This is a genomic window from Kitasatospora herbaricolor (genome assembly GCF_030813695.1).
GTDB classification, from domain to species: domain Bacteria; phylum Actinomycetota; class Actinomycetes; order Streptomycetales; family Streptomycetaceae; genus Kitasatospora; species Kitasatospora herbaricolor.
The window spans coordinates 8357550-8372347 of the sequence record NZ_JAUSVA010000002.1 but is presented as its reverse complement, the minus strand read 5'-3'; the positions used below and the strand labels follow the sequence as shown (position 1 = coordinate 8372347).

Sequence of the window (14798 nt, the reverse complement as noted above, 5' to 3'; positions counted from 1 at the left end):
ACCGCCCGTCCGCTTTCCACCGATCCTCGACGACCCGGAGTTTGGCCGGTTCGTATCGGACCTTTACCGATCCATCGCTGTCCTTCACACCAAGGAGCCCCATGGCACGCCAGCACGGTCCCGGACAACGCTCCGGGGACGTACCACCACCCTCCGCCCGGCGGCGGCACGGAGCACTGCTGCGCCGCACCGCCATCGCCCTGTCCATCGTGATCGCCGCCGAGTCGGCGGCCGTCATCATGGCGACCGGCCAGGCCGTCGCCGTCACCCCGCGGTCCCCCGCCTCGCCCGCGGCCACCGCCCACGGACCGGCCGAGGCCCAGGACATCGCCACCGCCCACCTCAAGGCCCGGCTGGAGAACCGCCGGATCGAGGTGGTGGGCGAGCGGACCGAGTCGAGCACCACCTGGATCAACCCGGACGGCACCACCACCCTCGACATGGCCTCCGGCCCGATCCGCTACAAGGACAGGTCCGGCCGGTTCCAGCCGATCGACGTCGACCTCGCCCCGCAGCCGGACGGCGGCGTCAAGGCCAAGGGCCACCCGCTGGGCCTCACCCTCGCCGGGGCCACCCCGGCCGCCGCCGTCTCCCGCTTCAAGGCCGCCGGTGCCCCCGCCGGGGACCAGCGGGCCCCAGCCGTGCCGCTGGTCTCGCTGGACAACGGCGCGGGCACCGCGATGTCCCTGTCCTGGCGCGGCGCGCTGCCCGCCCCGAGCATCGACGGCCACCGGGCCCGCTACGCGGACGCGTTGACCGCCACCGACCTGGTCGTCGAGTCCACCCGGACGGGCTTCGAGCAGTTCCTGGAGCTCAAGGACCGTTCGGCGGTCGCCGCCAACGGCACCGTCACGCTCACCCTCGACGCGGCCGGCCTGCGGGCCCGGCAGAACGACGACGGTTCGGTGTCGTTCATCGATCCGAAGAACGGCCAGGAGGCCGGCCGGCTGCCCGCCCCCATGATGTGGGACGCCCAGGTCGACGAACGCTCCGGCGACCACACCCGCACCGCGCCGGTGGGCCTGAAGGTGACTCAGACCGGTGACTCCGTCGACCTGACCCTCACCCCCGACGCGGCCTTCCTGAACGATCCGAGGACCAAGTACCCGGTGACCGTCGACCCGGCGGTCAACATCGGCGTCGGCTTCGACACCTTCGTCCAGCAGGGCTACGCCACCGACGTCTCGGCGCAGACCGAGCTGAAGCTCGGCAACAACGGCTCCGGCCAGGTGGCCCGCTCGTTCCTGCAGTTCCCGATGGCGCAGATCAGCGGCAAGCAGATCACCAGCGGCAAGCTCAACCTGTGGAACTTCCACTCCTGGTCCTGCACCGCGAAGAGCTGGGAGGTCTGGGACACCAACTCCGCCTCCACCACCACCCGCTGGACGGCGCAGCCCACCTGGAACCGCAAGTGGGCCACCACCACCGCGACCAAGGGCTACTCCAGTTCCTGCAACGACGGCTGGGTGAACACCGACATCACCTCCCTCGTGCAGGCCTGGGCCGGCAACGGCAAGGGCGCCAACACGCTGGGCATCCGGGCCACCGACGAGAGCGACCCGTACGGCTGGAAGAAGTTCAACTCCGGCAACGCGTCCTCCAACACGCCCTACCTGTCGGTGACGTACAACACCCCGCCGGCCGTCTCCACCCTGCTGACCCCGGCCGGCGGCGCCCTCACCGGGGACGCCACCCCGGCGCTGTCCGCCAAGGCGACCGACCCCGACGGCGGCAACGTGGCGCTGGACTTCGAGGTCTGGACGGCCAACGGCACCGCGGCCCTGCAGTCCGGCCGCTCCGCCTACGCCGCCTCCGGATCGACCGTCGCCTGGTCCCCCGCGACCGCGCTGGCCCCCGGTGCCTACAAGTGGCGCTCGCGCTCCTGGGACGGCACCGCCAACAGCGCGTGGTCGGCCTTCCGCACCTTCACCGTGGACACCACCGCACCGGGCACCACCACCGTCTCCTCCGGCGACTTCCCGGCCGGCCAGTGGTCCGGCACCCCGGACGCGGGCGGCTCGTACACCGGCACCTTCACCTTCACCCCGCCGTCCTCCGACGTGAAGGACGTGCAGTACCGGCTGGACGGCGGCGCCTGGGTGACCGCGGCGACCACCGGCGCGGCGGTGACGGCGGCGCTCACCTTCAAGGCCGGCGCGCACACGGTGACGGCGCACACCCGCGACGCGGCGGGCAACGTCTCCGCCGACAAGACGTACACCTTCTACGCGGGCAAGGGTTCCGCGCTGGTGGCGCCCGGCGCGGGCGAGCGCCCGGCCCGCCGCACCTCGCTGCAGGCCGAGGGCAACAGCACCTACACCGGCGTGCGCTACCAGTACCGCCGCGGCGAGACGGACGCCTGGAAGGACGTCCCGGTCGCCAACGTCACCACCACCGACGGCAAGGCGGTGGCCGGCTGGCCGTTCGCGGCGGCCGCCGGCAAGCCGGCCCCGCTGAACTGGAACATCACCGACACCCTGGCCGAGAACGGCCCGGTCGACGTCCGCGCGGTCTTCACCGACGGCGCCGCCACGGACGCCACCGAGCCGAACACCGTCACGGTGGACCGCAACGCGGGCGACGCCCCCCAGACGCCGGTCGGCCCCGGCGAGGTGAACACCCTCACCGGTGACCTCACCCTGTCGGCCACCGACGCCGAGGGCTTCGGCCTCAGCGCGGAGCGTTCATTCTCCTCCCGCCGGCCCGTCAACGGCTCGGCCCAGGAGGGCCAGGCGGCGATCTTCGGCCCGCAGTGGAGCTCCGGCACCAGCGCCGAGATCACCGACGCCGACTACACCTACGTCCGCCAGACCTCGGCGACCTCCCTCTCGCTGGTCTCCGCGGACGGCTCCGAGGTCGGCTTCACCGCCACCGGCGCCGGCGGCTGGAAGCCCGAGCCCGGCGCCGAGGACCTCACCCTGACCGGGGCGCTCACCGGTGCCTTCACCCTGAAGGACACCGCCGGCACCACCGTCACCTTCGCCAAGGTCGACCCGGCCGCCACCACCTGGCAGGCAGGCGGCTCCTCGCTGCCCAGCGACAACTCCACCACCTCGGTGGTCTCGGAGAAGGTCGTGGCCGGCGGCAAGACCCTGGCCCGACCGAAGTACGTGGTCGCGGCGACCTCGGCGACCGCCTCCGCCAACTGCGCAGCCGCGCCCTCCACGGTCGGCTGCCGGGTGCTGGAGTACGTGTACGCCGGCGCCACCACCGCCACCTCCTCCGCCACCGGCGACTTCACCGGCCAGGTGAAGCAGATCCGGCTCTGGTCCACCGACCCGGGCGCCTCCGCGGCCACCCCCGTCGTCGTCTCGCAGTACGCCTACGACGACCAGGGACGGCTGCGCGAGGTCTGGGACCCGCGCATCAGCCCCGCGCTGAAGACCACCTACGGCTACGACGCGTCCGGCCGGGTCACCACCGCGGCCGAGCCCGGCGAGCTGCCGTGGACCCTGGAGTACGGCAAGGCCGGCAACGCCGCCACCGCGGGTGACGGCATGCTGCTCGCCGCCTCCCGCCCCACCCTCAAGCAGGGCAGCACGGACGTCACCGACGGCACCGCCACCACCTCGGTGGTCTACGACGTCCCGCTGAGCGGCAACAACGCGCCCTACCCGCTGGGCCCGAGCGACGTCGCCGCCTGGGGCCAGAGCGACGCCCCGACCGACGCCACCGCCGTCCTGCCGCCCGACGCCGTCCCGGCGGGCCACGACGGCAAGGCCCTCGGCACCGCCGCCTACAACCGCGCCTCACTGACCTACACCAACGCCTCCGGGCGCGAGGTCAACACGGCCACCCCCGGCGGCGGCATCACCACCACCGAGTACAACGCCTTCGGCAGCCAGGTCCGCACGCTCTCAGCCGAGAACCGCGTCCTCGCCCTGGCCACCACCGGCACCGACCTCGCCAAGCTGCGCGCCCTCGGCATCGCCGGCCGCTCCACGGCCGACCGCGCCCAGGTGCTCTCCTCGGCCTCGGTGTACTCGGCCGACGGCAAGCGCCTGGTCGAGAGCTACGACCCGCTGCAACTGGTCACCCTGGAGCACGACCTGGCCGCCTCCGGCAGCAGCCCGGCGCTCGCCGCCGGCGCCGAGGTCGCGGCCCGCGCCGCCACCGTGACCGCCTACGACGAGGGCCGCCCGGCGGGCGCCTCGGTCAGCGACCGCGCCACCTCGGTGACCACCGGCGCCCGGATCGACGGCTACGCCACCGACGCCGACACCCGCACCACCGCCACGGCGTACGACTGGGCCCAGGGCCTGCCCACCCAGTCCGTGCAGGACCCGGCCGGCCTCAGGATCACCACCGGCACCGGGTACGACACCAGCGGCCGGGTGACCACCCAGAGCCGGCCCAACTCCACCGGCTCCGACGCGGCCACCACGGTGACCACGTACTACGGCGCCTCCGGCACCGGCGCCTGCGCCGGCCACCCCGAGTGGGCCGACCTGGTCTGCTCCACGGGCCCGGCCGCCCAGGTCACCGGCGGCGGCAGCAACCCGACGCAGACCCCGACCAGGACCTTCCAGTACGACCGCTGGGGCAACGTCTCGGTCGTGACCGAGGTCGCCAACGGCGTCACCCGCACCACCACCCGCACCTACGACGCCGCCGGGCGCCCGCTGAAGGTCTCGATCACCGGCGGCACCGGCACCGCCGTCCCCGACATCACGTTCGGCTACGACCCGGCCACGGGCGAACTCGCCACCCTCGCCAACGGCAGGGCCACCGTCAAGCAGGGCTACGACAAGCTCGGCCGCCTGGTCTCCTACGACGACGGCGCCGGCAACGTCGCCACCACCGAGTACGACAAGCTGGACCGGGTGGTGAAGAAGTCGGACTCGGTGCCCTCCAGCACCACCTACGGCTACGACACCGCCAAGGACCCGCGCGGACTGCCCACCTCCCTCACCGACTCGGTCGCGGGCACCTTCACCGCCGGCTACGACGTCGAGGGCCGGCTGGTCACCCAGACCATGCCGGGCGGCAACACCCTGACCAACACCTACGACAGCCGGGGCATCCAGACCGGTAAGACCTACACCACCCAGTCCGGCACCGTGCTGCTCGCCGACACCGCGGACTTCACCGTCCACGGCCAGCAGGCCGGCATCACCCAGGCCGACGGCAACACCACCGGCACCACCTACACCTACGACGCCACCGGCCGCCTCACCAAGGCCGCCGCCACCACCGGCCTCGGCTGCGCCACCAGGTCCTACACGTTCGACAGGAGCAGCAACCGGACCAACCGCACCACCGTGACCGACGACTGCGACCCGGCCACCGCCGACGCCGTCACCAAGTCCGAGAACCACGGCTACGACACCGCCGACCGCCTCACCGACGCCGGCTACGTGTACGACGCCTACGGCCGCACCACCGCCCTGCCCAAGGGCACCCAGCTGAGCTACTACGCCAACGACCTGGTCCGCGGCGAGAGCCTCGGCGACACCCGCAAGACCTGGGACCTGGACGCCTCCGGCCGCCTCGCGGTCACCACCACGGAGACCAGGGGCGCGGACGGCACCTGGGCGATCACCGGCCTGTCGACCAACCACTTCGACGCCGGCGAGGACACCCCCGCCTGGTCGAAGGACGCGGCCGGCATGCTCACCCGCAACGTCCAGGACCTGACCGGCCAGCTCACGGCCGCCACCGGGACCGACGGCGGCGCGATCCTGCTGCTGACCAACCTGCACGGCGACGTGTCGGTCCAGATGTCCCCGGACGGCACCGAGGACCTCGCCGTCTACCACTACGACGAGTACGGCAACGTCGTCGACGCCACCGGCTCGACCGAGTACGGCTGGCTCGGCGGGGCGCAGCGCGAGGCCGACGGCCTCTCCGACCTCACCCTGATGGGCGTGCGCCTGTACGACGCGACCACCGGCCGCTTCCTGCAGCCGGACCCGGTGCTGGAGGGCTCGCCGAACGCCTACGGCTACCCGGTCGACCCGATCACCATGGACGACCTGACCGGGATGTCCTGGCGGAAGAAGTGGACCGCCTACTTCAGCCGCTCCGAGGGCAACACCATCGGTGTGCTGCTGTACGTCTCCGGCAAGATCAGCCAGGGCATCTCGAAGATCCTGCGGCGCCTGCCGCACATCGCGGCCCGGGCCGCCGGCTACGTCCTGTGGGCGCTGTCCTACCTGATGAAGAAGGTCGGCAAGCAGTTCATCAAGGCCGCCAACAAGCGGGGCAGCCACGGGGTGAAGTTCACCTTCGGCATCTGGAGGTCCAGCCACTTCTGGGTGCCGGACCGCCCGATCTACCGGGTGAACCCGCGGTACTGAGCCGCGGGTGACGCTCCGCCGGGGCGGAGCGGGCCGGGGTGACACCGGCCGATGAAGGACAGGTGGGCCGGCCCGGGAGAGTTCCTCTCCCGGGCCGGCCGTCGTCGGTGGGAGCGACGAGGCCCGGCCGACGCACCGCGCGGAGCCGGCCGGCGGCCGGTACGGGCCGGGCCCGCCGGCGCCCGGGGGGCGCGGTCAGCCCTTGGTGACGCGGGTCCAGGTGAACGGGCCGAAGGAGGCGGCGGTGGTCGGGTTGTGGGCGCCGGGGGTGACGGTCAGCTTCAGCCACTCCAGCGGGACGGTGCTGCCGTGGACGACGATGCGGTGGAAGTTCGGCACCCGGTAGCTCGGGTGACTGTTCCAGGCGTCGTAGGAGCAGACACCCTCGTCGCCGGTGCAGGCCGAGCCCTGGGTGAGCGGGTTGTCCGAGCGGTAGACGTGCGAGTCGCCCATCAGCAGCAGGACCGGCTTGCCGAAGGCGGTGGTGTGCGATGCCAGCGCGGCGACCAGCGGCTCGTAGTTCGCCACGTGCGAGGCCGGCTTGCCGTCCAGGTCCCACATGTCGGCCTGGGCCGTGACCACCACGCTGGAGAGGCCGCCGGCCCGGGCGAGGGTGAAGGCGGTGTCCAGCCAGCGCAGGTCGGCGGCGGTGCGGTGGGCGGCCTCGTCGAGCTGCTCCTGGGAGGCGGTCGGCGCGCCGTACCAGGGGTCCGCGTCGTTGTTGGAGCCGCCGGGGAGGTTGACCGTCACGAACAGGGTGCCGTTCTTGACCCAGAGCACGTTCTCGACGTACTCGGCGTCCTCGGGGTGCGCCCGGTGGGGCAGTTGGGCCTGCGACAGGACGCGCAGGGTGTCACTGCCGAGGGTGTGGCCGGGCCGGGCGAAGAACGTCCGGCGGACCAGGTCCAGGTTCTGCACGGGGTTGCCGGCGGCGTGGTCGACCGGCCGGCCGGTGGCCGGGTCGAGGACCGGATCGATCTGCCCCGTGGCGGCGTTGTACTTGCCGCCGCCCTCGGCGGCCTTGTGGCAGTCGGACCACTCGTTGTCGCCGGGCGTGTAGACCAGCGGGTCGGCGAAGGTCCTCCAGAGCGCGGCGATCGACCGGTCGTACGCCTCGGTGCAGTACTGCTTGCCGGAGTGGATGTCGCCCACGTGGATCACGGTGCTGACGTCCCGGTCGGCGTTGACGGAGGCGATGAACGCCGGGGTCGCCTCGAACTCGGAGGTGTCGGTGGGCGAGGTGCCGTACGGGGCGTCGCCGTACACGGCCAGCGTGAACGGCGCGCGGGCGCCGTGCGCGGCGCGGCCGTCGTCCGCCGTCGCGGCGGTGGCCGGCACCACGGTCATCGCGAGGGTGAGGCCCGCGGCCGCACCGATCCTGCTGAACATGCTGTCTCCCGGTGGGTCGCCCGATTCGGGAAGCAGTATCGACCCGGCCCCGGCGGTGGCGGGCAACGCCCGGATGAACGGGAGTTCAAGAGCTGACGGTGCCCGGTCGGGTGAGGCGGCGCGAACGGCCCCCTGGGGCTGCGCCCGCCCGGCCGGGACGGCCGGGCCGCGGGCGACGGGTCCGGGCGACGGGTGCGGGCGGCCGGTGCGGGCGGCCGGTGCGCCCATGCCCGGCCGCCGGCGGCCGTACCCGCATGCTCACGGCCGGTCGGCCGAGGCGGTCGGGCGGCTCGGGCACCAGCTCGCCCGGCCGCCCGGCCGGTTGCTCAGGGACCCCACGGGCGGAGCATGTCCTTCATCGCATCCGTCAACGCGATCTGCAGCAGCGGACCGTAGGTGATCCGGCCGACGCCGAGGCGACGGAAGCGCTCAAGGTCGTGCCTGACGGGATGCGCCGTGGAGTTCACCGGAACGGCGACGGCGCCGGTCACCGCCGTGAGCAGGTCGTCGTTGTCCTGGATGCCCACCGGGTAGACGCTGTCGGCGCCGGCCTGCTCCATGGCCCGCAGCCGCTCGATCGCCTCGTCGAGGACTCCGGCGGCGTCCTCGGCATGGATGAACAGGTCGGTGCGCCCGTTCACCCAGAGCGGGATCCCCGCGTCGTCGGCCGCCGCGCGCAGGCCGGCGATGTAGCTCGCGTGCTCCTGCGTGCTGCGCACACGTCCGCCGTCCGAGTGGACGGTGTCCTCGATGTTGAGACCGACGCCGCCGATCTCGGTGAGTCCGGCGACGAGGTCCGCGGGTTCCTGTCCGTATCCGGCTTCCAGGTCGACGGACACGGGGACGTCGACCGCGGCGATGATCGGCCTGACGGCGGCGAGCACCTCCTCGAAGGTCTGCCCCTCGTGGTCCTCGGCCCCTCGGGAGTCGGCGAGCGGATGGCTGCCGATCGTCAGCGCCGGGAACCCGGCGCCGACTGCCGTCCGCGCGGACCAGACGTCCCAGACGGTCGGCAGCACGAGCGGCCGGTGCTGGGCGTGCAGCTGCTTGAGGCGTTGAGCGCGCTCAACGGTGGTACGAAGGTCCATGCCGAAGACGCTACCCCCGGACGACCCCGAACGACGGCCCGGCAGGGCGCTGCCCGGGCATCGCGTCCCGCGACGGTCGGGACGCACGACCCGGACGACGCCCGGGACCCACCACGGACGGGTGCTCCCCTGCACGGCCCCGCACCCACCGGCCCGGCCGGCGCTTCGACGGACCGGGCGATTCCGCCGCCGGCGACGAGACCCTGGTGGACGGTCAGGCCCCGACGGCGAGCCCCGGGGCGAGCGGCCGGCCGCGGGCGGTGCCGCCGGGTGCCGGCCCGTCAGCTCCCGCCCCGGCCGTCCAGGGGTGGCGCATCCAGGCGACCAGGTGCGGCGACATCCGCGGCCCGTGCTCGTCGATCAAGCGCCGCATACCGTCGACCCGGAGTCGACGGTGAGGACGGGTCGGTCGGCCGCGGTCGGCAGAAGGCCCCAGGAGACGGTGTCGGGGGTCGAGGGGAGGTACGCGTCGCCGTCGATCGGGCCGGTACCTGGTTGTAGTACGTTCGCCACGCCAGCTCCTTCGCCGAAGGAGCGGCGATTGCATCCGATCGAGGTTTCCGTGGAAGACGAGGTTGCACGGCCTGCGACGGGCCGTGGGCGGGTCTCGCCGCAGGCAGTCGTCCGGGCCATCCGCGAGGACCTGATCCGGGGCGTCCACCGCCCCGGCCAGCGGCTGACCGAGGAGACCATGGCGGCGCGGTACGGGGTCTCCCGGGTGCCGGTCCGCGAGGCGCTGCGCTCGCTGGAGGCCGAGGGCTTCCTGGTGAGCCGGCCCTACGCGGGCATCGCCGTGGTGGAGTTGAGCGACGACGAGGCCGAGGACCTGCTGGAGATCCGGGCCCTGCTGGAGCCGCTGGGTGCCGGCCGGGCCGCCCTGCGGCGGACGGCGGAGCAGGTCGGGCGGATGAAGGAGCTGGTGTCGCTGGGCATGGAGGCCGCGGAGGACGGGCGGCTGGAGGAGCTGGCCCGGCTGAACAGCCGGCTGCACGAGGTGATCGCCGCCGCCTCGGGCAGCCGCACGCTCGGTCAACTGGTCACCCAGCTCAGCGACAAGATCGCCTGGGTGTACGCGGCCGAGCTGCCGCGCCGGGCCACGGACTCCTGGCGGGAGCACGCCGAGATCGTGGCGGCCATCGACGAGGGCGACCAGGAGCGGGCCCGTGACCTGGTGGCCCGTCACATCGCGCTCGCCCAGTCGGCGTACCGGCGGCGGAGGCCGGACCCGGACGCCGGGTAGGTCGCACCGTCCGGCACCCGGATCCGGCCTCCGCCGGGGCTGGGCACCCCGATCCGGCCTCCGCCGGAACGTGGGCATTGCGCGACCGACGATCTCCCGCAACACAGAGCTTGTACACAACCGGTGGACAGCTTCTCGACATCGCCCACCCACCGCCTCCGGCAACCCCCCGCACGGAGGCCGGGTCGATGACGGCACCGTCCCCGGCCCGGATCAGGTGGCGGGCGTCGGGCCGGCGGTCCTCGCCGCGGGTGCTGCTCCGGTCGCCCCCGCCCGTACGTACGGTGCCGCACAGCGATCACGCTTGGTCAGGGCATCGCCGCGCTCGGGCGGGCGCGGCGAGGCCGTGCGTACCGGCCCCCCGTCGAAGCCGGCCACCGCGCCTGCGGGTACAGGCCGATCCAGGGTTCGCCGGTCAGGGTCCGGGCCACTGTCCGGGCTGCTGCTGCCGTTGCAGGGCGTCGCGCTCGATCTGCTCCAGGCGCTCCAAGGCGTCCAGTCGCCCGCCGGCGAGGCCGGCCGCAACCTCGACCAGATGCGCCGCCAGCGTGCGCAGACCCCCCTCGTCGGACCTGGCCTCGAAGCGGTCGAGGATGTCCGAGCACGCCTTCGCCGCCGCCGGCCGGGACCCGGCCGCGAGGCGCGCCTTCAGCAGGGCGATCGCGAACATCTCGGCATCGTCGCTCAGCGACTTCGGTCCCTGGTTGTCCGTCATCCCGCCATCATCGACCAACGGCGCCGGCACCCGCCCGGACTTCCCGAAGCCCGGTTGCCGGGCCCGGCAGCCGGGCCCGACTGCGAAGTGCCCCGGCGTCCCGGTGGGTCCGCCCGAAGAGCGGGGCGGTGACGTTCGCCGATCTCGATCGGTACCGCCGCCCGCGGTCCTGTCGACGAGTCCGCCCGGGTCAGCCGGCCAGCCGGGCGAGGGCCAGCTCGTGCGCCCGGTCGAGGGACTCGGCCGCAGTGCAAGGGACGTCCGGCTGCACGCCGGTGCCCTCCCAGTTCGCACCGGAGACGGGGTTGACGGCGCGGCCCATGGGGACGGTGACCTCCAGGTGCGGGTGCACCGTCCAGCCCCTGCAGGGGTGTGCGCCGCCGCGGCTGCGCTCACCGACGACGACGGCGCGGCCGAGTTGCTGCAGGTCGTACGCCAGCTCCTCGGCGGCGGAGAAGGTGCTGTCACTCGACAGCACGTACAGCGGCTTGCTGCCGCCGAAGCGAGCGCCGGGAACGTACGGCAGGCTCCAGGACTGCTCGCTGCGCTCGTTCTCGCGCCATTCCATGGTGTTGAGGTGGGTGCGCTCGTCCAGCAGGTAACTGCAGACGAAGGCGACCGTGTCCGGGTCACCGCCCCGGTTGCCGCGAAGGTCCACGATCAGCGCCTGGGCGCGGGAGGCCAGGGTGAGCGCGGCGCTCAGCGGTTCGGCGGCCCACTCCAGCGGAAACAGCATCGGCGCCAGCTCCACCACCGCGACCCCGCCGGCGAGCAACTCCACCCGGGGCGCGCCGCCCAGCGAGGTCTCGAAGTCCCGGCGCATGGCGTCCCGGCTGGCGGCCCCCTGTTCAGGGGAGACCGGGTCGGCGTGGTGCTTCAGTCTCAGGTGTCGGTCGCCGTTGAGGGACTGCAGGTCGGCGGTGACCAGACGGGCGAGCTCCTCGGCACCGTCGACGTCGTAGGCCCCCTCGGCGAGGCGTCGTCGTAGCAGGCCGGCGAGTTGCTCGGCCGTCCCGGCGAAGACGTAATGCTCGGTCAGCAGCCGGACCGTCTCGTCGATGACGGGTGTCGGCTGAAGCTGCGTCAGAGTTGTCATGGCTGGGAGTAGAGCACTGCCCCGGCAAAAGCGTCAAGGAAGTTCGACCCTTTCGGCAGGCGAGATCAGGCGTCCCGTGTGCCACCTCCTGAGGACGTTCCGGAGACCGACGCGAGGGGAGGGCAATCGTGCTCAGGCTTGCCGCGGCGAGGAGTTGGGCCGCCGGGAGGGCCGGCGGGGCCGGCACGTCCCGGCCGCTCCGGCCACCGCGCCGTCACGGAGCCACAGAGCCGGAGCCGGTGCCGAGCACGGTACCCGCGGGGCCGAGGGGAACACCGGCCGGGCGGGCACCGCGCTCCGCACCCCTCGGCCCCGCCGGACCGAACTCGCCCTGCCCGGCGGCCTGACCGGCGGAGATCCCCGGCTGCGCCCCCCGGTACCGGCCGCTCAGTGCAGGTTGAGGTTGAACGTCAGGGCCGGGACGGCGTTCCGGACGAGGGACTGCGCCTGCTCGGGCCACCAGGCGCCGGCAGCGGGGTCCACGACACCGTACTCGGGGTCGACGGTGCCGCCGGGGATGCTGCGGTTGCACTGGCCGTCCGACTGGCCGACGGTCTTGACCCAGAGGTAGGCGTCCACCAGGGGGACGCCGGTGTCGGCGGTGGGCCGGGCACCGACGCCGCGGTCGGGTGCGTTGCACCAGATCTGCGGGTCTCCGGTGTACTTGCCCGGGGGCGCGGTCCAGGCGCCGCGGCCGTTGCGGCTGGTGTCGACGACGAAGTGGGTGAGCTGGTCGGTGGGCGGGGTGCCGACGTTCTGCCGGAACCACTCGTCGGTCCAGTGCCAGGTGCTCGGGTCGTCCGGATCGACGGCGTTGCCGGGCTGACCGTCGTTCGGGGCGGCCGAGGAGTAGTACTGGCCGGCGCAGGACTCCGGGTGCCCGTTGGCCCAGGCCGGGCCTTTGGTGGCGAACCAGAGGCAGTGGGAGACCCAGGTGCCGTAGTGGGTGTTCAGGTCGGTGGCCAGGTTGTTGGAGACGTTGAGCGAGAACCCCTGGGTGCGGGCCGCACCGGCCTGCAGCAGGCGCTGGGCGATGTCGCCGACGCTCTTCCAGTGGCTGTTGCCCGCGTCCAGGTACACCGAGGTGCCCGGCCGCCCTTCCAGTGCGTCGACGGCGGTGTTGAGGTCGGCGATGCGGCCGGCGGTGAGGACACCGGTGGGGTCGGATGCGGGACCGCAGTCGGACGGCAGGTTCGCGAGGCCGTCCGGTTCCAGCACCACGACGGCCTTGCCGTTGCCGATGCCCTGGGCGAAGGCCTTGATCCACGCCTGGTACTCGGCGTCGGACTGCGCGCCGCCGGCGGAGTAGAGCGAGCAGTCGCGCAGCGGGATGTTGTAGGCGACGAGCGTCGGCACCGTGCCGGTGCGTCCGGCGTCCCGCATCAGCTTCGCCACCTGGGCCCTGACCTCCGCGGGGGTGCCGCCGGTGAACCAGGTGGCCTCCGGCCAGCTCGCCAGTTTCGCCATGGCCGCGGCGCCGGCCAGGTCGTGGTTCTTCAGGTCGGTGACGGCCTGGTGGGCGGCGTCGCTGTCGGGGTCGACGTAGAAGCGGGTGCCCGCGGGCAGGGTGTGGCCGGCCGCCGTCGCCGGCGGTGCGGGCGCGGCTGTCGCGGGGGCGGCGAGGCCGAGCACCAGGGCGACGGCAGCGGCGGGGAGGACGGATCTGGGCAGGCGGTGGGTCATCGGGTTCCTCGGGTGGTCGGCGCTGGTGGTGTGGTCGGAACTGGTGGTGTGGTCGGCGCCGGTGGCAAGGTCGGCGCCGGCGGCGAGGTCGGAGCTGGTGGCGAGGGGGCCCGGCGCACCGGGCGGCAGGTACCGGGGGCAGGGCTGCCGGGGCGCAGGGTGCGCCGGGCCGGGTCGTACGTACGGCTGCGGTCTTCGGCCGTGGGCGTGGTTCAGTAGCCGTAGATCATCTTGTAGGCGACCTCCGGCAGGAACTGGCCCGCCGCCGAGCCGGCTCCCACACCGCAGTTGCCGTCGGACTCGCCCGGCGTCTTGATCCACAGCAGCATCTCGGCGCCGCCGCCGAGCTGGGTGGGAGTACCGGTCCTGCGGCCGGCGGGGTTGCACCAGGCGCCGTTCGAGCCGTTCCCGTTTCGGCTGGTGTCGACGGTGAAGGGCTTGGTGTAGCCGTAGGAGGATTTGAGGGTCGCGTTGACCGAGCCGGCGTAGCCGGTGTTCTCGGCGGTGGTGAAGAAGTTCGAGACGTTCAGCGCGAAGCCGTGGGCCCGGCCGAGGCCCGCGGCGTTCAGGTGCTGGGCCATCGTGGACGAGCTGATCCAGCCGGGGTTCCCGGCGTCCAGGTAGACCCAGGTGTTGGGTGCCTTGTTGTTGAACTGCGTGATGGCGTTGTTGAGCAGGGCGTTGCGGCTGGAGATCTGCGCGGACGTCATGCAGCTCTGGTCGCCGAGCGCGTCGGGTTCCAGGACGACCACGGCAGGACGGCTGCCGATGCCGCTTGCGAAGGCCGCGATCCAGGTGTCGTAGGCGGCGGCGGATCCCGCGCCGCCGGCGGACTGGCCGCCGCAGATGTCGCGGTCCGGGATGTTGTAGGCGACCAGGACCGGCAGCTTGCCCGCGGCCTGGGCCGCGCCGACGTAGGCACCGGTGGCGGTGCCGATGGCGCCGCTCCAGTTGCCGAACCAGCGCGCCATCGGGACGGCGGCGATGGAGGCCTTGATCGCGGCGGCGCGCCCGTCGCTCGGGTTGGCGGCCGCCCACGCGGCGGCGCTGGAGTCGGGGTCGACGTAGAAACCACTGGTGCTGGACACGGGGTCCGCGTGCGCGGCGGTGGGAGCTGCGAGCACCAGCGGGAGGGCGAGCAGGATCGCCGCGGTCGGACGGGAGGGTCTGCGCATGGGGGAACCTCTTCTCGGGTGGGGTCGCCGCACGGCCGTGTGAGGACGGCGGTTCGACGAGGAGTGAGGTGCACGACGACGGGGTGACCGGGGCGTCGCGGCCGGCCGGCGTT

The 14798-nt window shown here is 73.3% G+C and carries 10 protein-coding genes; 2 read left to right on the top strand and 8 right to left on the bottom strand.

The genetic code is table 11. The annotated features are described in order from the left end of the window. Positions 1–101: 101 nt before the first annotated feature. The gene (locus J2S46_RS36260; RefSeq protein WP_191293258.1) at positions 102–6299 is read left to right on the top strand and encodes a DNRLRE domain-containing protein; all 6198 of its coding nucleotides are present in this window, start codon (positions 102–104) and stop codon (positions 6297–6299) included. Positions 6300–6494: 195 nt separating this feature from the next. Here J2S46_RS36260 and J2S46_RS36255 read toward each other — a convergent pair whose 3' ends face one another. The 4 genes from J2S46_RS36255 to J2S46_RS36240 form a co-directional block, all read right to left on the bottom strand. Beyond that, positions 6495–7688 carry a hypothetical protein gene (locus J2S46_RS36255; RefSeq protein ID WP_229913228.1) on the bottom strand — a complete coding sequence of 398 codons (1194 nt, stop codon included), beginning with the start codon at positions 7686–7688 and terminating at the stop codon, positions 6495–6497. A gap of 326 nt (positions 7689–8014) precedes the next feature. After that, positions 8015–8776 carry an isocitrate lyase/PEP mutase family protein gene (locus tag J2S46_RS36250; RefSeq protein WP_191293259.1) on the bottom strand — a complete coding sequence of 254 codons (762 nt, stop codon included), beginning with the start codon at positions 8774–8776 and terminating at the stop codon, positions 8015–8017. 214 nt (positions 8777–8990) lie between these two features. Then, a complete protein-coding gene (locus tag J2S46_RS36245) occupies positions 8991–9149 on the bottom strand; it encodes a hypothetical protein (RefSeq protein WP_191293260.1) in 159 nt (52 codons plus the stop codon). Then, positions 9137–9289, bottom strand: a complete 153-nt coding sequence (locus J2S46_RS36240) for a hypothetical protein (protein ID WP_229913229.1) — start codon at positions 9287–9289, stop codon at positions 9137–9139. The genes J2S46_RS36245 and J2S46_RS36240 overlap by 13 nt, the downstream gene beginning before the upstream one ends. 49 nt (positions 9290–9338) lie before the next feature. Between J2S46_RS36240 and J2S46_RS36235 the strand changes: the two genes are divergently transcribed. Continuing rightward, complete coding sequence (locus J2S46_RS36235) at positions 9339–10016, top strand: GntR family transcriptional regulator (protein WP_229913230.1); 678 nt, start codon at positions 9339–9341, stop codon at positions 10014–10016. Between the two features lie 415 nt (positions 10017–10431). On the opposite strand, the gene J2S46_RS36230 is transcribed toward J2S46_RS36235, so the two are convergent. From J2S46_RS36230 to J2S46_RS36215, 4 genes are all read right to left on the bottom strand, one after another. Next, the gene (locus J2S46_RS36230) at positions 10432–10731 is read right to left on the bottom strand and encodes a hypothetical protein (RefSeq protein WP_191293261.1); all 300 of its coding nucleotides are present in this window, start codon (positions 10729–10731) and stop codon (positions 10432–10434) included. Positions 10732–10921: 190 nt separating this feature from the next. Next, the gene (locus J2S46_RS36225) at positions 10922–11827 is read right to left on the bottom strand and encodes a S41 family peptidase (protein WP_191293262.1); all 906 of its coding nucleotides are present in this window, start codon (positions 11825–11827) and stop codon (positions 10922–10924) included. Between the two features lie 387 nt (positions 11828–12214). Next, entirely contained in the window at positions 12215–13510 is a 1296-nt protein-coding gene (locus tag J2S46_RS36220) for a glycoside hydrolase family 6 protein (protein ID WP_191293263.1), read from the bottom strand. Between the two features lie 212 nt (positions 13511–13722). Continuing rightward, positions 13723–14685, bottom strand: a complete 963-nt coding sequence (locus J2S46_RS36215) for a glycoside hydrolase family 6 protein (RefSeq protein ID WP_191293264.1) — start codon at positions 14683–14685, stop codon at positions 13723–13725. Between the last annotated feature and the right edge of the window lie 113 nt (positions 14686–14798).